A 21361-nucleotide genomic window follows, 5' to 3' on the forward strand; every position below is an offset into this window, starting at 1 on the left:
AGGTGGAATACGCAGCTGTATACGCTAGATCACCTGTTTGTAAAGTTTTATTTTGAACTGCGTGCCTTCTTCTTTACTGCTCTTCACTTCAATATCACCTTGTTGACTATTTATAATACTATGGGCCATTGCTAGACCAATTCCGACACTATCTTCACCTGCATTCTTCCCCTTGTAAAAACGTTTAAAGATATAGGGGAGATCTTCTTTGGCTATGCCTTTTCCATTATCTGAAATAATAATCTCGGTATATAATGCATTCTCAGAAAATGAAATGGATATTTTTCCACCATCAGGCGTATGTTCAACACAATTTTTCAAAATATTAAGAAGTGCCTCTGATGTCCAGTTGAAATCCCCAAGAAAGGATACCTCTTTGTCTCCTTCAACATGCAGGTTTTGCTGTTTAATATCCATTGGAACTAATACAGGTTGAATTGCACGTTCTATCAGCTCTAAAACATAGACTGTATCCTTCTTAAAAGAAACAGTTCCAGCATCAATTTTTGAAAGTTTCAATAACGATGACACCAGCCATTCAATTCTTTCTAGCTGAATACGGATGTTATTTGTGAATTCACCCCGTTTTGCATCATCTAGTTTCTCATCCCCCAATAAATCAGCCATAACCATCATGGAGGTAAGTGGAGTTTTTAGCTGATGCGAAATATCCGAAATTGCATTCGTAAGTTTTAACTTATCCTGTTGCAAAAGAGTGCTATGCTCAGATAGCTTTAATGTCACTTTATAAATATCACTCTTTAGGATGCTAAGCTCGCCTTCATGATTGTCTCTTACATCTAAACTATAATCACCACTCGTTATCCTCCGTAAATATCCAGAAAGTTTTTCAATTTCACGATATCTCCACTTCGTAAATCCCAAAATACATCCAATCAGTAGAGCTGCTGTGAAAAAAACGAGTAGTGCAGCAAGTCCAGAAAAAAGAAAATAGGCAAACAAAGACGCAACCAGTGTTATAGAAAAAAGAGCCAGAAGTAAGAACTGGATTTCCCGGTTACGCAACATATTACTCACCAACCTTATAGCCCATTCCACGGACTGTCTTAATAATTTTCGGGCTTTGTGGGTCATCTTCAAGCTTCTCTCGTAATCTTTTGATATAAACGGTTAATGTGTTATCATTCACAAAATCACCCGCTACATCCCAAATTCGATCAAGTAATTGTGTTCTAGTAAGAACTTGACCAATGTGGTTCGCGAATATCAAAAATAGACGGTATTCTAATGAAGTCAGAAGTACCTCCTCTCCATTTTTATAAACCTTACCTTCTAACGTATTAATACGAATATTTTCTATTTCAAAAACATTCTTGGTTTGTGCCATTGTTTGCCTATTGTAACGACGAAGCACCGATTTGATCCGTGACATTAACTCACGAATACGGAATGGCTTTGTAATATAATCATCTGCACCCATGTCTAAACCCATCACAACGTTCACTTCGTCATCCAAAGCCGTTAAAAAAATCACAGGTTTATCACCTTGCTTCTTTACTAACTCACATAGCTCATATCCACTTCCGTCTGGTAAAGATAAATCAAATAAAAACAAATTAATACTGTTCCAACTATCTGAAATAATCTGCTTAGCATCCTCAACATTATGACAAACAATCGTCTCATACTCATCCTGCTTCAACGTATAATCCAACCCAGAAGCGATCGTCCTATCATCCTCAACAACTAAAATTTTCATCATAACGGGTCAAAGGGACAGGTCCCTTGTCCCAACCCTCCCCATCGTCTAAGTCTGTTCTAGGTTATTTTATCAAAAACAAAATCCCCTGGACATGTTGTTTGTACATCTCCAGGGGATATTCCTTTAAACATAGATAAAATAAACAATAAACGTAACAAAAAGAACATACATAATTGGATGTACTTCTCTATGTCTTCCCAATGCAAGCATTGTAACAGGATACATGATGAAACCTAAAGCAATTCCTGTTGCGACGCTAAATGTCAATGGCATCATAATAATTGTCGTAAATGCTGGTATGGCAATGTCTAATTTCGTCCAGTCAATATGTCGCACTTCTGCCACCATCATTGCACCCACGATTATGAGGGCTGGAGCGGTGATTTCGGATGTAACAACCGCTAACAATGGCGAGAAAAAGAGGGCTAAAAAGAAAAAGCCTGAGATGACAACTGATGAAAAACCAGTTCGTGCACCAGCTGCAATACCTGCAGTAGATTCAATCAAGGAAGCAGTTGGTGACGTTCCTAGAACAGAACCGATAACAGTTGCAGAAGCATCCGATAATAATGCAGGACCCGCGTTTGGAATTTTATTATCCTTTAAAATTCCAGCCTGACTCGCAACAGCAATCAATGTGCCTGCTGTATCAAAAAATCCAACAAATAAAAAGGTAAAAATGACAATAATTAAGTCTGGTGTAAATACATTTGGAAGTTCAGAAAAAACAACACCAAATGTTGGTTCAAGACTTGGGATTTTTCCTATGATACCTGCAGGCTTCTCAATAATCCCAAAGATCATCCCCACAACTGAAGAAATAACCATACCGTAAAATATACCACCACGAATTCCCCTAACGAGCATTATGGAGGTAATGATGAATCCGAATAAGGCAAGCACAGTCGCACCAGATGTGAAGTCTCCAAGTGATACAAATGTAGCTTCGTTTCCGACAATAATCTTCGCATTTTTTAGTCCAATAAACGCAACAAAAAAACCAATCCCACCCGCAATCGCATACTTCAAATCCTGCGGTATCACATTAATAATTTTTTCACGGATTTTTAAGACACTTAAAAGGACAAATAAGATACCTGCGACGAAAACGCCCGTTAATGCTGTCTGCCAAGGAATTCCCATCCCAATCACAACAGAATACGTAAAAAAAGAATTTAGACCCATACTAGGGGCAATCCCGATTGGATAATTAGATAGGAGACCAATAAGCAGCGAGCCAAGAATAATAGTTATTGCGGTTGCCGTAAAAACGGCACCTTTGTCCATCCCTGATTCACCTAAAACGATAGGATTGACCACAAGGATGTAGGCCATCGATAGAAATGTTGTGAGTCCGCCAATAAATTCCTGCTTATATGTTGTTTGGCGCGTATTGAAGTCAAAATAATTTTTCATATTTCTATATTCCCCATTTTGCTTTGATTTATTTTTTCAAAATAAAAAAAGCCTTGATAGTGTAGACCTACCAAAGCACGTACAAAATTTAGTCCAAAGGACAAATCATATCCTTATAAACCATTTGTAGTCAAGCTTTTTACGGTAGCTTGGTAGAAACAATCGGGCCATATTCCCGAACATATACAAATTACTATATTCATATAACTTAAAAAATCTAACAATGATTTTAAGTTTCGTCAAGTTTTTTTCTCTTTTGTTATACCTTTAGTATAACAAACGTGTTATACTATACATAGAACAGATAGGAGGGATTGAAATGATTATTCGAATTGAGCCCGAATCCGATATTCCCATTTACCAACAAATGACCAATCAAATCATTGAAGGAATTGCTATAGGGTTGATTCAGCCAGGTGATTCCCTACCATCCGTGAGAACGTTTGCCGCAGACCTTGGCATTAACATGCACACAGTTAACAAAAGCTATCACCAACTTGAGAAAAAAGGAATTATTCGAATCGTTCCGAAATCTGGGGCGGTGATTTCTTCCCCACACGATTTCAACGATTTTTCCTTTAACAGGTTAAAGGAAAACTATAAATTACTCATCGCGGAATCACTCGTTGTCGGTATGTCCAATGAACAAATTCAAGAATTAGTTTCTTCTACTATAAATCATTTAAAAAACTCATCAAATAAGGAGGCATAATTATGACGTTGGCTATCTTTCTCATAATCGCGGTTATTCTAGCCGGGATTCAGATCGCAGTTCCTTTTCTTGTGAAACGCACAGTTATCTTCGGGATTACAGTTCCCGAAAAACATATTAATAATGAAAAACTTTCTTCTTTTAAAAAGAAATATTCCCTGCTTGTATCCCTTTTATCTATAATCTCTTTGGTAAGTTACGCAATATGGGTACTTTCTAGCAGCGCCTCAGAAGAACAGACCGTTTTGATTGGAACCGTTATTCAATTTGCGATTATTTTGTTTAGCTTTACCCTCTATTTTTATTTTCACGGAAAAACTCTTCAGTTAAAAAAGAAAATGAAATGGGGAGAAAGTATAAAACAAATTCAAATCGCTGATCTGTCAGCACGTGCTAAGGATGAAATGCTGCCTTGGTATGTCTTTTTAGTACCCATATTCATCACAGTTGGTGTAATCGGTTATACCATTTCTCAATATACTCTTCTTCCAGACCAGATTCCAACTCACTGGGGAATTAACGGCGAAGCTGATGCCTTTACTGATAAAACACCTGTTTCAGCCGTTTCATCCCCACTCATGTTGCTTGTGATGCAGGTAATGTTTCTAGCGATTATTATAAGCACAAAAAAATCAGGCATTAAACTAAGTGCAACAGCAACAAACGCTTCACGATTGCGACAATTAACATTACGTAAATATACAAGCTGGTTACTATTTTTAACGTCTATTTTATTAACGGGAATGTTTAGTTTCTTTCAATTAAGAACGATACATCCTGATATTGTGGACGGAACGATTGTTATGGCCGTACCAATTATTTTCCTAGTTATTACTTTAGGCTCTACGGTAGCATTTGCTCTAAAAGTTGGCCGTTCAGATAAACGATCCATTGATGAAGCAGCTGCAGGCATAACAGATTATGACGATGACAAGCACTGGGTTGGCGGTCTCTTTTATGTCAACAAAAATGACCCTTCCATCTTTGTTGAAAAACGCTTTGGTGTAGGCTGGACGATCAACTTCGGTAACCCAATTGGGTATTTAATTATTTTAATACCCATAGCTATCATCATCCTGTTTAGCTTTCTTTAAAAAATCGACAAGCGTTGCTTGCCGATTTTTTTCATCCAGATGATGGGTTTAGTTTCATTTTTGTATCGTAGGCTCGGAAAGCCTTACCATAGAAATAGGCAAAACTACCTTGTAATCCAGCTGCAAGATAAAAAGGTAAAGCCAAAGCACCTAACCCGAAAAGATAGCCAGTAATATACGGACCAATTGAAATTGGCAGACGCATTGATAAAAGATTAATACTTGATGCAAATCCACTTCTTTTTCCACGCGTTAGGCTAACACTTAGTGCTTGCCCTGCACCTTGTGACCCTCGATTTAATGCCGTTCTTAGAATATAAAGAATGGATACAAGTGCATATGAGGACAACAATGGCATTAATATGAGAAGAAGGCATGCTACATAACGAACCATTACAATCGATTGTACTGTCCCATATTTATGTGAAATTCTAGCTTGAAACATCGAAATAATACCGGTCGCAAAAAAAGTAAGAGCTAATGTACTACCAATTTGCGCACTGCTTACACCAAATTTCACAGAAAACCAGTAAGCCATCATCGGCCCCGTCAATCCAATTGCGATCCCATTCAACACATTAATCCCTGCTAATTTTAAAATAGCTGTATTTTCTTCCTTTGTAATTTTCATTTCTTCATTCTCGCTCATCTTCTCTATTGGTTTTTCTTTTCGGTTAAAAGATTCTCTACTAACTGTTAATACAATGGCAGTCGTAGCAATTGAAAATGCAAATGTAGCATAAAAGGCGAGATGGTAGACAGAGATTCCAAGTGAGAGGTTGCCAAACCCCATCGTACCCACTAGCATCGCCCCTGTCGCCATTCCAAAAAAGCTTAGCGCATTATTGAGACTATAGATTTTTCCTCGTTCCGAGGGTTTGATAAAAGATGCAAGCCATGCCTGTTCCGCAGGAGCAAACGGGCTTGCTGAACCAGCATCTCCTTTTCCAAAACCGGAAAAGGCAATCGCAATAAACAATAGGAAAGGATTGATGGACAGGATTCCAATCAATGCACACCCTGCCGTCGAAAGTTCCGAAACCAGAACAAAAGGTTTCCTGCCTACGCGGTCGCTGAATATACCAACAAACGGTGCAAGAAAAACCCCCAGCAATCCACCTGCAGCTAGCACAGTTCCGATTTTAACAGAACTCCACCCTAAATCATCTAGGTATAGTGCTAACACAACAACCATCATACCTTGTCCTATACTTCGAATTAGATTGACTAACATTAGCTTTTTGACCACGGGATGTATTCTATCTGTATGGTCTTCTTTGACTAGCATATTTTCACCACTTTGAATTGAGACATTGGATTGAGTCTTGGTTAAAATAGGTAATTGGGATAATCTTATTTAAAAGCCTTCCATAGTGTGGTGGCATTTATTCACTAGGTGTGGGGAGAGGGATATTTTTAATACGGATGTTCCAATTTCTTTATTTATAATCTGAGCGGGGGCTATTCGCGTTTTCGCTCATAGATTTTATGAAGAGGATTCAGTGTGGGAATTGTTGTTCTTTTCCTCTTCATAACACTTATGAAGAGGATTGGGGGACGGGGTTGCTCTCGCTTTCCCCTTCATAGCTCCGATGAAGAGGATTCGAGGACAGGGTTGCTCTCGTTTTCCTCTTCATAGCTTTTATGAAGAGGATTCAGTGTGGGAATTGTTGTTCTTTTCCTCTTCATAACTTTTATGAAGAGGATTGGGGGACGGGGTTGCTCTCCTTTTCCCCTTCATAGCTTCGATGAAGAGGATTCAGGGACGGGATTGGTCTCGTTTTCCCCTTCATAGCTTCGATGAAGAGGATTCGGCGACGAAGGTGATCTACTTTTAGTCAAGTCCATAATTTTGTGTAAAATTAATTCTATGGCTAACAATAATTATCAGGTTATTAGATTTACTTGTGTTAAGAAATTGATTTGTATGGGTAGGAAGGGGGTACCCCCTTCCTACCCATACAAATTTCGCTCGCTTCGTGTACTATCTTTTTTTGATTGGTAGCTTTTTCATAACTTGCTTTTCTTGATAATCCATTAATATGGCTCCAATTAAGCGAAAGGCAGATTGAGTGTGAGGGAAAATTCTTATTACTCTTTCTCTTCGCCGGACTTCCTGGTTCAACCGCTCCAATGAATTTGTACTGTGTATATAAGTGTGGTATGAACATGGTTCATTTAGGTATTGGATGGCATCTTCGAAGCCTTCTTCTAAGATTTGTATTGCTTTTTTTAGTTTAGAATTATCTCGATAGTTCTTAATAAAATCTTCTTTAAACGCGCAAGCATCTTCTCTAGTCATAGCACTGAATATTCTTTTTAAATCAAAGATTACCTGTGCCATATCTTTTTTTGGAAGATCACCTATTATATTACGCTTGAAATGTACAGTACATCTTTGCCATGAGGTTCCAATAAATTCACGTTGTATAGCCTTTTTTAACCCTTCATGAGCATCTGATATAACTAGCTTAGGTGATTGTAACCCGCGTGACTTTAAATCCTTGAAAAAGCTTTGCCAAGCATCAAAACTTTCTACATGATCTACTTTTAGACCAATAACTTCTCTTTGATCTTTTTCATTAATAGCAGTAGCAATATAAACTGCTTTTGAAACAACACGGTGATGTTCACGAACCTTTATGTACATGGCATCTGCAAAAATATACGGATAGTACATGACGTTTAATGGTCGATTTGCCCATTGATTAACGATTGGTTCAAGTTTCTTTGTAAGTGATGACACAAAGGATTTCGATACATTTTCTCCACAGAGTTGCTTTACAACCTTCGTAACATTTCCAGTAGATACCCCATTAATAACCATCTCTAACATAGAAAGAACAAAAGCTTGGTCGCTTCGTTCATACTTTTCAAATATAGATGGAGAAAAGTCACCTTCACGTGTACGAGGAACACGCAAAGTAATTCGTCCGTTAGATAATAGTAAATCACGTTCATAATAACCATTTCGGTAATCTCGACGAGTAACTGTTCGTTCATAAGCTTTTGCTTGTAAGTGTTCATCACGTTCTTTTTCCATTATTTCATTCAGTACTAAGACTATGGAAGCTTTAGTAACCGCTTCGATATTAGAGTTCATAACAGCATCTTTTAAATTGTCCAAATTTAGGGTAAACTGAAGTTGAGTCAAAATTAATTCCTCCTAATGTTTTCGTCGCTGATAACATTGTGGCCAAATGGAATTGATTTGACTCTTTTTCTTTTTACACAATTATATGGACTTAATCCTCGCTTTCCCCTTCATAGCTTCTGATGAAGAGGATTCGGGGACGGGATTGGTCTCCTTTTCCCCTTCATAGCTTCGATGAAGAGGATTCGGCGACGGGATTACTCTCGTTTTCCTCTTCATTACTCTTATGAAGAGGATTGGGGGACGAGGATGCTCTCGCTTTCCCCTTCATAGCTCCGATGAAGAGGTTTCGGCGACGGGGTTGCTCGCTTTTTCCTCTTCATACCCGTGATGAAGAGGGTTCGGCGACGGGATTGTTATCCTTTTCCCCTTCATAGCTTCGATGAAGAGGATTCGGCGACGAGGTTACTCTCGTTTTCCTCTTCATTACTCTTATGAAGAGGATTGGGGGACGGGGATGCTCTCGTTTTCCCCTTCATAATTCTTATGAAGAGGATTCGGCGACGAGGTTACTCTCGTTTTCCCCTTCATAGCTTCGATGAAGGACTTTACACCGACGCCCAGACTACACTCGGTCCTTCATCACCTCCATGAAGCACTTTACACCAAGCTCCTAGCTACACCCGCTCCTTCATCACCTCGATGAAGGACTTTACACCGACGCCCAGGCTACACTCAGTCCTTCATCACCCCTATGAAGCACTTTACACCAAGCTCCTAGCTACACCCGCTCCTTCATCACCTCGAGGAAGGACTTTACACCGACTCCCAGACTTCACCCGCTCCTTCACCACCTCGATGAAGGACTTTACACCGACGCCCAGACTTCACCCAGTCCTTCATCACCACGAGGAAGGACTTTACACCAAGCTCCAGACTTCACCCAGTCCTTCATCACCTCCATGAAGGACTTTACACCGAAGCACAGAATTCACCCGGTCCTTCATCACCCCTATGAAGCACTTTACACCAAGATCCAGACTACACTCGGTCCTTCACCACCTCGATGAAGCACTTTACACCAAGCTCCAGACTTCACCCGGTCCTTCATCACTCGATGAAGGACTTTACGCCAAGCTCCAGACTTCACCCGGTCCTTCATCACCATAATAGACAAACTTCTTCAAAACCACAGTACCTACTTCCACAACAAAAATAGATGCCAAAGGCAATTTTTTCTTACAAATCGCCCCTAGCATCTATTTCATATTTTTATTTTTGGTGTTGTTATTTTACGGTAAATCAACGGTGATGTTTCGCCAACTTGCGAACTATTTGCTTCCTGTACTGCTTTTTTAACGATATGATGATCAGGTGCCAGGTGACACACTGGGTCTGTTGCTTGAGCGTCTCCAGTCAAGGCATAGGCCTGACATCGACATCCTCCACCATCTTGCTGTACCAAATCACATGAACGACAAGTTTCTGGTAGCCACTCATCCCCTCGAAATCGATTAAATGAATCTGATTCATACCAAATTTGCTGCAATGACCGCTCACGAACATTTTCAAAAGAAATTTCTTCTATCATCCCAGCCGTTGGGCATGGTAACACGTCTCCGTTGGGGGCCACAGTTAGAGCGACCGCTCCCCAACCGCCCATGCATGGCTTGGGAGTTGATTCATAATAATCAGGTATAACCCAGATAATTTCCATTTCTCTCCCTAGGCGTGCTCTTGCTGCTTCAAAAACTTCACTCGCCCGCTCAATTTGCTCTCGACTTGGCATGAGCTGATCCCGGTTAAGTAAAGCCCAATTATAAAACTGAGTATTTGCTAATTCCAGCCGTTCCGCGCCCATTTCATGAGCAAACGTAATAATTTCATCTAATGTATCGATGTTCAACCGATGCAACACGACATTTAATGATAAATGCATTCCCGTCCTCTTGACTGCTTCAACAGCCTTCCGTTTCTTTTCAAACGCCTTAAATCTGCCAATCTTATCCGAAAGCTTTTCTTCTCCAGCTTGAAAACTAATTTGGACATTGGCCAACCCGGCTTCCTTAAACTGCTTTGCCTTTTCCTCAGTTAACCCAATCCCACTTGTTATCAGATTCGTGTACATTTCTAATGAGTTCGCATGGTGAATCAGTTCTTCTAAATCATTTTTTAAAAGCGGCTCTCCTCCTGAAAAATGAATCTCAACAACTCCAAGATTGGCAGCTTCTGATAATACCCGCTTCCAATCCTTTGTTGATATTTCCATTTCCTTTCGTGTCATTTCTAATGGATTTGAACAATATGGACAATGTAAGGGACAACGATGCGTTAACTCTGCAAGCAGCGAAAAAGGGGGCTGCACTCTATAATTCTTTGATTCTAGAATCTTGCATCACCACCCATCCTTCGTCCACCATCTGTAAGATAAACTTTGTGATATCCGCCTGCATGACTTCGAAATCAGGCAAATTCTCAGACTTTAGGGAACTTCTCATTTTTTCGGTGATGGTGTGAACTGATTCATTTCCGTCACATAGAGCAAGAATTGACGCGGCAGTTTCGTTCAGAACCACAACCTTTTCAGGTAACAAAAGAAGATGTTTTTCTCTTACCTTATCAAACTTGAGTCGCCCCTTTTGTGCGAGTTTTGGAAAACTAGTAGTCAAATTTTCCCCACCACCTTTACTTATACCTTAATCTGGAAAAGCTTTTTCAATCGCATCAAGCTGTGCCCAAAGTACATCACACTTAAATTGTAAGGCCTCAACCGCAAGCTGCTGTTCTTTTAATGTCTTGCAATAATCCAGTACTACATTCAGAGCAAATTCTGTATCTCGAGGTGCTTGTGTTAAGCGATTTCGGAAATACCCAAGTCCGGACCGGTCAATCCACGGATACAATCGTTCAAGGATTTTAATCCGCTCTGAAATAAGAATGGGTGAAAATAGTTCTGTTAATGAAGAAGCAACTGCTTCTAACCATGGCTTTTCTTTCGCAAAATTCACATAAGCGTCCACGGAAAAACGAACAGCAGGTACCACATGTTCTTCACTTAAAACCTCTTCTCGGGAAAGTCCCACCACTTCCCCTAGCCTTAACCAAGCTTCAATGCCGCCTTCTTGTTTATGATTTCCATCATGGTCAATAATCCGCTGTATCCATTCACGTCTAAACTCCCTAGTTGGAAGCTTTGATAAAATAACCGCATCCTTAATCGGAACAGATTTTTGATAATAATAGCGATTGGCTACCCAACCTCGGATTTGCTCTCGACTTAGGGTACCTTCGTGCATCGCCACATGAAAGGGGTGTTTATCATGATAGGAAGAACGCCCGACATCGATTAATCGTTCTTTAAAATCCTCTCGAGACCATGGCTCTCCAACCTCATGAGACACCCTTGCTAACCCTCCTTGTTGTGGCATATTCAAACCTCCAATTCCATACCTTCATAGGCAATCTCAATACCGTGTTGTTTCAACGTCTCTGCTTCCTCGGAACCTTTTTTCAAAATAGGATTGCTATTATTAATGTGGATTAAAATTTTTCGTTTAGCTGAAAAAGATGCTAAACTCTCAATGATTCCTGACGTACCACTAATTGGGAGATGCCCCATATCCCTTGCATTCCGTTTCGTCGCACCCAATGCAACTAATTCATCTTCAGACCAAAATGTTCCATCCACTAACAAAATATCTGCTTTATGTAAAGCAGACTCAATTTCCGGAGTCATCGTATCTAAAGTCGGAAAATAAGCCACACATTTTCCAGACCGTTCATTTTGTAAAAGTAGACCAACCTCCCATATTTCTTCGGAACTCTCATTATTTGATTTAGCATAAAGAGGTGGTTTTCTTGAAACAGGAATCGTCTCAATCAGAAGTGACCCCTCACTTGTATCCCCAATTCGTTCCTTAGATTCAGGATTAAGTGAATGCCATTCCCAAGAACAATAATTTTTTAGCATTGGAAACACAGGAAAGGCTGTGTGTAAACATTTCCTTACCGTTTCCGTCCCAAATATCGTTAAATGGGAGCCTTCTCGTAACGACAATAAACCGATTGAGTGATCAAGCTCTGCATCGGTTAAAATCACACCAGTAAGTGGTGTTTCCCTAATACCAGGTCCTGCATGAAGGTCAGAAAAGGTTTCAATCTGTCTACTAACATCCGGACCAGCATTGATGAGATACCAGTCTTTATCATTTGCACTTATCGCAAGGGAGGACTGTAACATCGGTTTTAACTTAATATCCCCGTCGCGAACACCGCTACAGTTGGGACATGCGCAATTCCATTGTGGAAAGCCTCCTCCCGCTGCTACTCCTAAGACCCTGACTCGAATTTTACTCCATCCTTTCAAACAGACATAATAAAGCATGTAAGGCAAGTTTAGTAGTATTACTCACGGATGTAGGAATACATTGTCACCTCAGCGGCTGTATTAATCACTTCATACTCAGGAATGACCCACATGCTTTTCACCCCCTTCAAAAGGATAAAGGTATATGAAAACTGATTAAACTTTCGCCCTTTCAAGCTATTCATATGTTAAAAATAGGCGCAAAATAACCATGAATTTCGACAGAAAGTTGTCCAATTTGCTAAATTGAAACGAACAAACTTATCCATGAATAAAAAAACAATGCCCTCTGAAATAACCCAAGAGCATTGTTAATCAATCATTATTCTTTAATACAGTACTCGAACTGAATAGCTCCTTCTTTTTCCATCCACCCCATTTAAAATAGGAAAATGAAAAAAGGCTGCTAATGATAAAACTAATTCCAATCCCTAGTGCAATTCCGTTCTGCCCAATTAAACTCGAGCAGAAATAAGTAAGTGGATATCGGAGAAGCCAGAAGGATAGAATGTTTAGTATTAGTACTTGATACATGGCACCCGCTCCTCTTACGACACCATTCAAAATAAAGTTAATGCCAATGAATGGATAAAAGAAAGCGACCATTTTTAAATAATCCGTTCCAAAAGTCACTGCTTCTTTTTCCTGAAGAAACAACTCTGTAAAACCTTCTGCAAACATGAAGACAATCAAAGCAATTGACACCATAATGATTACATTGAAAATCGTTCCGTACACTGCAATTTGATGAACCCGCTCCCATTGGTTGGCTCCAATATTTTGACCAGCCATACTATTCACCGCTGTGCCTAATGCCATCGCCGGAATAGTTATTAAACTATCAATTCGTTGTGAGGCGCCAAATCCTGCTACAACCGCACCATCGAATGAATTTACTACAGATAGAATGGCCGTAACACCTGCGAAAATCACCATCATCTGTAAGCCAGCAGGAATTCCTAATTTTAAAATTAACCAAATATCCTCTTTACTTGGTAAATAGGGTATCGAATATGGAACAAACTTGCCTCGAAAAGTATACGCTAATGCCAACAAAAATGAGATCCCTTGCGCTAACACAGTTGCCCATGCAGCACCGTGGATTCCCCAATCAAAATAGAAAATGAATAATGGATCCAAAACGGCATTCAACACAACTGCTATGAGCACAAAACGCAACGGAGTCTTACTATCCCCCAGTGCCCTAAGTACAGTGCCAATAAAGTTATATCCCATAATAAACAAAATACCAATAAAATTTATTTCTAAGTATGCCTTTGCCTCATTGAGCATTTCCATAGGTGTATTCAAAAATAGTAATAAAGATTCTGAAAAAAGGTAACCAAATAAACCAACTACAATCGAAAGCGTTGATAATATAACAACAAAAGCATTCACATATTTTTTTAATCCTTGCTCGTCATTCATTCCTTTTTGTTGAGAGAGGATTGTCAATGTGGCGTTGTTAATTCCAATAATAAAAGCCAATACCGTGATAACAATTGTAGAAGAAATTGTAATTGCCCCGAGTGCATTTGCACCTAGTAAATTTCCTACCCACAAACTATCGATAAATTGGTAAGAAACCTGAAGTAGATTGGTTAACATTATTGGTCCAGCAAAGGTAATTAGTTGTTTGCGGATTGAGCCTTGCGTGAAATCCTGTTGCGTCAAAACGTGAACACTCCTTATTCTTCAGAGATATCTGTTCTAGGATACCATACCTTCTCTATGCTGTCTGATTCTTTACTCCAGGAAATAAATTAGATGTTTTGTATAACTAAAAAAACAATAAAGGAGTTTTCCCTCTATTGTTTTTCCTAGAATATATTATTCCTCTAAATCGTACATACAAAAGTAAAAGAAAGCCTAGTTTTTCTTAACACTACTTGATATTATACATACTTTTTCATCTCAATCGCACGATCAGGGTGACATGCTGTAAGGTCTAATTCAATCTCTTTATTTTGAATCATTGAAGCCGCTAAACTACCAATATATGGGCCCATTGTAAGTCCAGATGCCCCTAATCCAGTAGCAAGCAAAACGCCTTCAAGTGTATCAACTGTACCTAGGATCGGTAATAAATCTGGGCCCATTGGACGAAATCCGATACGAATCTCTTCTAAAGTACCATCTTCTAAACCTGGGGCAACCTCTAGGGCTTCAGTCAAAACCTCATTCACTCCACCGGCTGTCAATCGATAATCAAATCCAGACCCAGTTTCTCTAGTCGCACCCGCAACCACTTTACCATCATCAAATGGAACCAAATAGTGGGTTGACTGTGGAATAATAATCGGCCAATCAGAACTATTTATTCCTGGTAATTTTATATGAGCAATCTGACCTCGCTGTGGATTGACGTTCAATTGGATACCAAACAGCTGCAATAACTCAGGAGCCCATGCACCAGTGGTGATGAGGACTTTATCAGCAAAAAACGTTTTATCTCCTACCGTAACACCCATTACTTTTCTATTATTCTCATGAACTAGTTCTGCATCGCCTTCGACAAACTTGGCACCGTGACGTTGTGCAGCCCGTTTTAACGCATCACGCAGCAAAGCGCCATCTACTCTTGCCCCTCCAGATACATACAAACCTTCCAAGTTTTTGTTAAGTGGTGGAAAGAGTTCTCGTGCCTGCTCACCATTCAGACGCAGAATATCACCTATTTCAGGTGCATCCTTCCGTTTGGTTTTCACTCTCTTTTCAATTTCATCCAATTTAACAGGATCTGACGAGACACATAATGCACCAACCTTTTTATAACCAACTTCATCTTCGCCCTCATTTTGCAAAGTAGAAATTATATCTTGATAGAAAACAAAACTTTCCTTAGCAAGGTTATACCAAGTTTCATTTTCAATTTCTTTGATCCAGGGACAAACAATACCCGCTCCAGCTGAAGTTGCCTTTCCTTCTTGTTTTTTATCAATCATGATGACATCTAGATTATTTTTGGCCATGTGATACGCTGCACTTGCACCTACTATTCCTGTTCCGATTACAATAACTTTCATGTCAATCACTCCTTCTAATTCTAGTGTATTTAACATTCAGGGACTTTACCTTAGCTATTTTCACATTATATAAATGATTGAACTACTTATACCATAAATCTATTTATAACTACCTCTCCTGTATGAATCTTACTACGTTTAAAATATAAATATAACTTTTTAGTTTGTGGGTCCTTTATGTCCAAATTCCAATGAGCTGTTAAAAAAACTTTTCGAATATCGAAGAAAATTATTGGCAGTGAGGACTTATTCTATTATTATAAGTATTATCAAAAAAGTTTGGAAATCGAAAGACCCAAAATAGGTTTACATAGAAGCTAACTGGGCAATTTAAACTTGACATAATTTTTTTGATAGTATTTGAAGTAAAGGAGAAATGTATATGAGCAACAAAATTAGACTAGGTATCGTAGGTTACGGTAATCTTGGAAAAGGCGCAGTTAAAGCTATTAAACAATCTCCTGATATGGAATTAGTAGCAGTTTTTACGAGAAGAGATCCAGAAGCCCTCGTTCTTGATGAGCCAAATGTAAAAGCTGAGCACATTTCAAATGCAAGTGATTATCAAGGTAAAATTGATGTTATGTTACTTTGTGGAGGTTCTGCTACAGACCTACCTGAACAAACTCCGCAAATTGCTAGCATGTTCAATACTGTAGATAGTTTTGATACACATGCAAAAATCCCTGAATTCTATGCAGCTGTAAACGAAGCTGCAAAAAATACGACTGCTATTATTTCAGTAGGTTGGGATCCAGGTTTATTCTCCATTAATCGTGTTATGGCGGATGCGATTTTACCTAATGGTGAAAATTATACCTTCTGGGGTAAAGGCCTTAGCCAAGGACACTCTGATGCAATAAGACGAGTAGATGGTGTTAAAAACGGTGTACAATATACTATTCCATCTGAAGATGCAATGGAAAAAGTGCGCAGTGGTTCAAATCCAGAACTAACAACTGCTGAAAAGCATCGCCGCGTCTGCTACATCGTTGCTGAGGAAGGTGCAGACAAAGCAGCTATCGAAAATGAAATTAAAACAATGCCAAACTATTTCGCAGATTATGATACAGAAGTGAATTTTATCTCAGAAGAAGAATTAAACCGTGAGCATTCTAAAGCACCACATGGTGGATTTGTCATTCGTGGTGGTAAAACTAGTGAAGACACTACACAGGTATATGAATTCTCACTAAAATTAGACAGCAATCCTGAATTTACGTCTGCTGTATTAGTTGCATATGCAAGAGCAGCATACCGATTAAACCAAGAAAAGCAATTTGGTGCAAAAACTGTATTCGATGTAGCACCAAGCTATATTACACCACGTTCTCCAGAAGAACTAAGAAAAGATTATTTATAAGAAAATCTATAAAAAAATCACTCACAATTCGTGAGTGATTTTTTCCTACTTACTCATCACTACCTCTGTAACGGTTGTATGGCAGCGGGTTCCAAACTCTATATTTTAGGTTTTCTGAACGAAGTGGTGAAGGGATATCATCAAATATTTTTCGTGCAACTTCTAGTTCACGTTCTGCCTCGGACTTATCCTGATACATAAATTCATCGGAAGCCTTTTCCAATGCTTTATTTACCTTTTCTTCTAAATACTCAACCACCATTTCTTGTTGTTTATGGATAGACTCTCTGGCTGATGCCACCCAATCCGGCTGAGCGGTACGAAGTGTGTCTGATACATAACTGAACTCTTCGAAAATATCTCTATATATTTTATCGGCATTTTCACGTGCATCCATGATCACATTTTCTAAATCTTCTATCGTAAGTTCCTCAACCTTAAGCGGTTTTCTTCGCTTTGGACCACCAATTCTTGATCTCGTTAAATAATATGGGAAAATACTCTTTATCGTTTTACCGACAGGTGAGATAGCCATATTGTTCTCATCCACACCTTTCGGCTGCACACCCTGCATCGCAATCCGGGCAGACTCTGGTCTTACTATTTCTTTCGGTGGTAAAACCCCATACCTCAGTAACTCACGAATCCCAGTCCCGGAGATATTAATACGATATTGTTCATCATGTGGACATGTTTGGTCAGTTGCTTGCGTACTGCATCGAGTACAGTAAAACACTTCATGGAACAAGCGAATATCGATTCCTAATTCATCTGGTGTAAATTCATCAAATATCGTATGGCTTGCATATTTTTCATAGAAATCACCAATACCCGCATGATCCCGTCCGATTAAAGCGTGGGTACACCCATAGTTTTTCATGATCAACGCATGGAGAACCGCTTCACGTGGACCAGCGAATATATAAGTAACTCTTAAAGGTGCAAGAATCGTTCTTTCTTTTGGATAATATGTATCCAGTACACTGCGGTAAGACAACATTCGAAACTCGTGTCGTGTATATTCACGCTTTGCCATTTCTACTAGTGGCTGAACAAATAGGCCCTCTAACTCTTCCAACGCATTTCTATGAATATACTCATGTCCGCGGTGTAAAGGATTTGCTCCAGTAATAAATCCGCCTACAGATTTAAACTTCTTTTTTTCATAAAAAAGCTTCCAAGTTTCTTTCGGCTCCATTCTTATATCTTCAAATGGCCCCCAATGGACTCTTCGAAGCAATTGTATGGGGCCGGCCAAAGCGGTATCTCCCATTCGACGATAGATCGAATCAACTCCAGGGTGGTTTCGGTCAGTTGTGCCAAAAAGATGGGTTGCACGGAATTCACGATCATAGTGAAAGATATCATTCAACTTTAGAATCGCGACGGGTTCTCTTGTTTCATCCGCAAGAGCGACCTCATCCCCGACGGATAAAGTTTTAATTACCTGCTGATTTCGGTCACCAATTGGCGCGAAACTTAGCGGTACAGGCCAAACCACTCCATTTTTCAAGCGGCCTTTCGTAAGTACAGACTTGTAGTCCTCTTCATCCATAAAACCTTCATTAGGAGACAACACCCCTGTTGCGATCATTTCAAGCGTTATGACGGCCTCCAAATCTACCATAATCATAGGTAAATGCTTTGCTCTTTCCATTGCTTCCTCTTGTGCTTTCCCGGTAAGTACACGATTCACCAATTTGCCACCATGTGGCTGTTGTGGATAGCTTGCTAATGTTTTTTCATCCAACACATCAGTAAACTGATTCATCATATCACCCTCCTATACCCACTTATATTCTATTGATATACTTTATATCCTTCCAAAACTGAATATTTTTTAGAAAATTCAGTTAAACTTTTTTTAAAAAATAACATAGATGCCTGTGAATAATAGTTTAATAGAATGGATTTTTGGTTAAAATCCGCATGAATTTTATACTTCTTTACCGTTAATCCCTCAATACCCACCAAAATCTTAACATTCATGTGTATCCACACTAAAATATTTCGTATTTACTATTGTACAAACACTATTTTATCTATATGATTATTATGTTATTAAATTTCACGTAGGAGGATTAACATGAAGCTTAAATACACAGGTAAAACAAAAGATGTCTATGAATTGCAGGACGGAAATTACCTACTTCAATTTAAAGACGATGTAACAGGCGTTGATGGTGTTTTTGATCCAGGTGCAAATACGGTTGGTTTAACAATTGAAGGTGCAGGTCGTGCTGGATTAAAGTTAACTAAATACTTTTTCGAATTATTAAACGAAAGAGAAATTCCAACTCACTATATTGACGCCGATATCGATCAAGCAACTATGACAGTTAAACCGGCTGAAGTATTCGGAAGCGGTCTTGAAGTCATCTGCAGATATCGTGCTGTTGGTAGCTTTCTTCGCCGATACGGATTATATGCTGAAGAAGGCCAAGCTCTCGATGCTTTTGTTGAAGTAACCTTAAAAGATGATGGTCGTGAAGATCCTCCAATCAGTGAAGACGCTTTAGACATGCTCGGTATCCTGTCTAAAGAAGAATATCAGGTATTAAAAAAACTTACACAACAAATCAGTGGTATCGTTAAAGACGAGTTAGCTAAAAAAGGAATCGAATTATATGATATTAAATTCGAATTCGGACGCACTGGCGATGACAGACAAATTGTACTTATCGATGAAATCTCTGGAGGAAACATGCGCGCATACAAAGACGGAGAATATATTGAACCATTAGAATTAGAAAAGATGTTTCTATAATGGGACATAGGGACAGGTCCCTTGTCCCAAAAATCGATAATTTAGGATCTAAAAAAGAAGCCAATACAAAATGATTGGCTTCTTTTCTAAAATAAGACTATTTCACTTCCACTTTATTTGTCACACTACACTACTCTTTTTTTGCTTTCAATAGTACCTTCTCTTACTGCCTCTTTAGATTTACTTAACATATTCTCCAATTGTTCCAATGACTTTCCTTTTGTTTCGGGAATAAACTTCCATACAAAAACCGCTGAAAGAAGACTCATTATTCCATAGAAGGAGTATGTTAATCCACCACTAAACTCCATCATTGCTGGGTAAGTCGATGAAATAAAGTAGTTTGCCGCCCATTGTGCAGCCACTGCAATCGCCATGGCTTGACCTCTAATTTTGTTAGGGAAGATTTCTGAAAGAAGTACCCATACTACAGGTCCCCATGACATCATAAATGATGCCGTATAAATGATAATGAAAATTAATGTACCGATTCCAATTACGTTTGTGAAAGCCATGCCAGCCACACCAAACATTCCAATTGTCATACCGATTGAACCAATAATTAAGAGCGGTTTACGTCCAAATTTGTCAACAGTGAAAATCGCAATAAGTGTGAATACAACATTAACCAAGCCCATAATTATCGTCTGGAACATAGAAGCATCTTTTGCCGCCCCCATGCTTTCAAAGATACGTGGTGCATAGTAGAGTGCCACATTAATTCCCACGAACTGCTGGAAAACTGATAACAGAATTCCGACTACAACAATTGTTTTCCCAAATGAGAATAGTTTTGATTTTGATTTATTGCCGTCAAAGGATGACTTAATTTCTAATAAAGTTGATTTAGCGACAGCTTTTTCGTACAACTTATTGAGAACAGACATCGCCTTCTCATCCTGATTCTTTTGAATAAGATATCGAGGTGTTTCAGGTACGGTAAATAATAGAGCAAGAAATATAGCTGCTGGTATTACCTCTGAAAGAAACATATAGCGCCATCCGATATCATTTATCCATTCAATGGTTTGGCCATTAGCAATTCCCCAGTTAACAAAATACACAACCAGCATACCGAAAATAATGGCAAATTGATTTAATGATACTAATGTACCACGAATTTTTGGTGGTGCGATTTCTCCTATATACATTGGTGCAACAGCTGAAGCAAGACCAACGCCTATTCCACCAATAATTCGATAGATGTTAAATGTAATCAACAATTCAATCGAAGGATTACCCTTTGTGAAGAATAAAAATTCAGGATAAGCTGATCCAAGTGCTGAAACGATAAACAAAACTGCTGCTACAACAAGCGAATATTTTCGTCCAACATTCGATGCGAAGTAACCGGATACAATACCACCAATAATACAGCCAATTAAAGCACTTGATACTGTAATCCCATGAACAAGTGAGCTCAGTCCGAGACTGTCTGTAAAATACGCTTGAAGTGCTCCTTCCGCTCCTGAAATTACAGCTGTATCATAACCAAATAACAAACCTCCAAGAGTAGCTACTAATGTAATTAATACAATCGAAAAATTACTATTTTTTTTCATATACTTTTGAAAGAGACTTTCCTCTTTCTTCCCCCTCTCATCCTTGAAAGGATTACTATTTTGATAACCCTTACACTTTCTTTAAAAAGGAACCTACCTCAAAACAAATCAACTATCCTCCTGAAGAAGAATTAATTCCTCAGTATGATTTCGTTTTCATAAACCTCGAAGCAGGTAGCATTTGGTTTCTATGTATATAAATTATCATGTAAACGCATTAATGTTTTCGCTTTCATCT

The 21361-nt window shown here is 38.9% G+C and carries 17 protein-coding genes and 1 riboswitch; of the genes, 4 read left to right on the forward strand and 13 right to left on the reverse strand.

The genetic code is table 11. The features are described from left to right. Positions 1-24: 24 nt before the first annotated feature. From NST91_RS20660 to NST91_RS20670, 3 genes are all read right to left on the reverse strand, one after another. Positions 25-1029: a sensor histidine kinase gene (locus NST91_RS20660; RefSeq protein WP_341332652.1), complete on the reverse strand. Its 1005-nt coding sequence runs from the start codon at positions 1027-1029 to the stop codon at positions 25-27. Between the two features lies 1 nt (position 1030). Beyond that, positions 1031-1720, reverse strand: a complete 690-nt coding sequence (locus NST91_RS20665; protein ID WP_341332653.1) for a response regulator transcription factor — start codon at positions 1718-1720, stop codon at positions 1031-1033. A 126-nt stretch (positions 1721-1846) separates the two neighbouring features. Next, complete coding sequence (locus NST91_RS20670; RefSeq protein ID WP_121448872.1) at positions 1847-3139, reverse strand: solute carrier family 23 protein; 1293 nt, start codon at positions 3137-3139, stop codon at positions 1847-1849. A gap of 107 nt (positions 3140-3246) precedes the next feature. Then, positions 3247-3348: riboswitch (purine riboswitch) on the reverse strand. Positions 3349-3458: 110 nt separating this feature from the next. Here NST91_RS20670 and NST91_RS20675 point away from each other — a divergent pair. Both NST91_RS20675 and NST91_RS20680 read left to right on the forward strand, forming a co-directional pair. Beyond that, positions 3459-3851 (forward strand): GntR family transcriptional regulator, encoded by a 393-nt coding sequence (locus tag NST91_RS20675; protein ID WP_341332654.1) that lies wholly within the window; start codon positions 3459-3461, stop codon positions 3849-3851. Positions 3852-3853: 2 nt separating this feature from the next. After that, positions 3854-4945: a DUF1648 domain-containing protein gene (locus NST91_RS20680; protein WP_341332655.1), complete on the forward strand. Its 1092-nt coding sequence runs from the start codon at positions 3854-3856 to the stop codon at positions 4943-4945. A 31-nt stretch (positions 4946-4976) separates the two neighbouring features. Here NST91_RS20680 and NST91_RS20685 read toward each other — a convergent pair whose 3' ends face one another. The 8 genes from NST91_RS20685 to NST91_RS20720 all read right to left on the reverse strand — a co-directional run bounded on the left by NST91_RS20685 (position 4977) and on the right by NST91_RS20720 (position 15431). Further along, positions 4977-6233: an MFS transporter gene (locus NST91_RS20685; protein ID WP_341332656.1), complete on the reverse strand. Its 1257-nt coding sequence runs from the start codon at positions 6231-6233 to the stop codon at positions 4977-4979. Between the two features lie 696 nt (positions 6234-6929). Further along, positions 6930-8099 (reverse strand): IS256 family transposase, encoded by a 1170-nt coding sequence (locus NST91_RS20690; RefSeq protein WP_341330668.1) that lies wholly within the window; start codon positions 8097-8099, stop codon positions 6930-6932. Positions 8100-9303: 1204 nt separating this feature from the next. Continuing rightward, positions 9304-10404, reverse strand: a complete 1101-nt coding sequence (pqqE, locus tag NST91_RS20695) for a pyrroloquinoline quinone biosynthesis protein PqqE (protein WP_341332657.1) — start codon at positions 10402-10404, stop codon at positions 9304-9306. Between the two features lies 1 nt (position 10405). Then, positions 10406-10708, reverse strand: a complete 303-nt coding sequence (pqqD, locus tag NST91_RS20700; RefSeq protein ID WP_165918264.1) for a pyrroloquinoline quinone biosynthesis peptide chaperone PqqD — start codon at positions 10706-10708, stop codon at positions 10406-10408. Positions 10709-10735: 27 nt separating this feature from the next. Further along, positions 10736-11467, reverse strand: a complete 732-nt coding sequence (pqqC, locus tag NST91_RS20705; protein WP_341332658.1) for a pyrroloquinoline-quinone synthase PqqC — start codon at positions 11465-11467, stop codon at positions 10736-10738. 2 nt (positions 11468-11469) lie between these two features. Further along, positions 11470-12423, reverse strand: coding sequence for a pyrroloquinoline quinone biosynthesis protein PqqB (gene pqqB / locus NST91_RS20710; RefSeq protein WP_341333577.1), 954 nt, complete (start codon positions 12421-12423; stop codon positions 11470-11472). A 297-nt stretch (positions 12424-12720) separates the two neighbouring features. Beyond that, a complete protein-coding gene (locus NST91_RS20715) occupies positions 12721-14079 on the reverse strand; it encodes an MATE family efflux transporter (RefSeq protein WP_341332659.1) in 1359 nt (452 codons plus the stop codon). Between the two features lie 221 nt (positions 14080-14300). Then, a complete protein-coding gene (locus NST91_RS20720; RefSeq protein ID WP_341332660.1) occupies positions 14301-15431 on the reverse strand; it encodes an NAD(P)/FAD-dependent oxidoreductase in 1131 nt (376 codons plus the stop codon). Positions 15432-15813: 382 nt separating this feature from the next. On the opposite strand from NST91_RS20720, the gene NST91_RS20725 reads away from it, so the two are divergent. Then, on the forward strand, positions 15814-16794 hold the full coding sequence (locus NST91_RS20725) for a diaminopimelate dehydrogenase (protein WP_121448882.1): 981 nt from the start codon (positions 15814-15816) through the stop codon (positions 16792-16794). 49 nt (positions 16795-16843) lie between these two features. Here the strand turns inward: NST91_RS20725 and NST91_RS20730 are convergent, their stop codons facing one another. Next, positions 16844-18565, reverse strand: a complete 1722-nt coding sequence (locus tag NST91_RS20730; protein WP_121448883.1) for a sulfate adenylyltransferase — start codon at positions 18563-18565, stop codon at positions 16844-16846. A gap of 315 nt (positions 18566-18880) precedes the next feature. Here NST91_RS20730 and NST91_RS20735 point away from each other — a divergent pair, with 315 nt between their 5' ends. Then, complete coding sequence (locus NST91_RS20735; protein ID WP_121448884.1) at positions 18881-19561, forward strand: phosphoribosylaminoimidazolesuccinocarboxamide synthase; 681 nt, start codon at positions 18881-18883, stop codon at positions 19559-19561. Between the two features lie 125 nt (positions 19562-19686). Here NST91_RS20735 and xylE read toward each other — a convergent pair whose 3' ends face one another. Next, complete coding sequence (gene xylE / locus NST91_RS20740) at positions 19687-21123, reverse strand: D-xylose transporter XylE (RefSeq protein ID WP_121449612.1); 1437 nt, start codon at positions 21121-21123, stop codon at positions 19687-19689. Positions 21124-21361 lie beyond the last annotated feature (238 nt).

The organism is Ferdinandcohnia sp. FSL W7-1320 (genome assembly GCF_038050315.1).
GTDB lineage: Bacteria > Bacillota > Bacilli > Bacillales > Bacillaceae_L > Ferdinandcohnia > Ferdinandcohnia aciditolerans.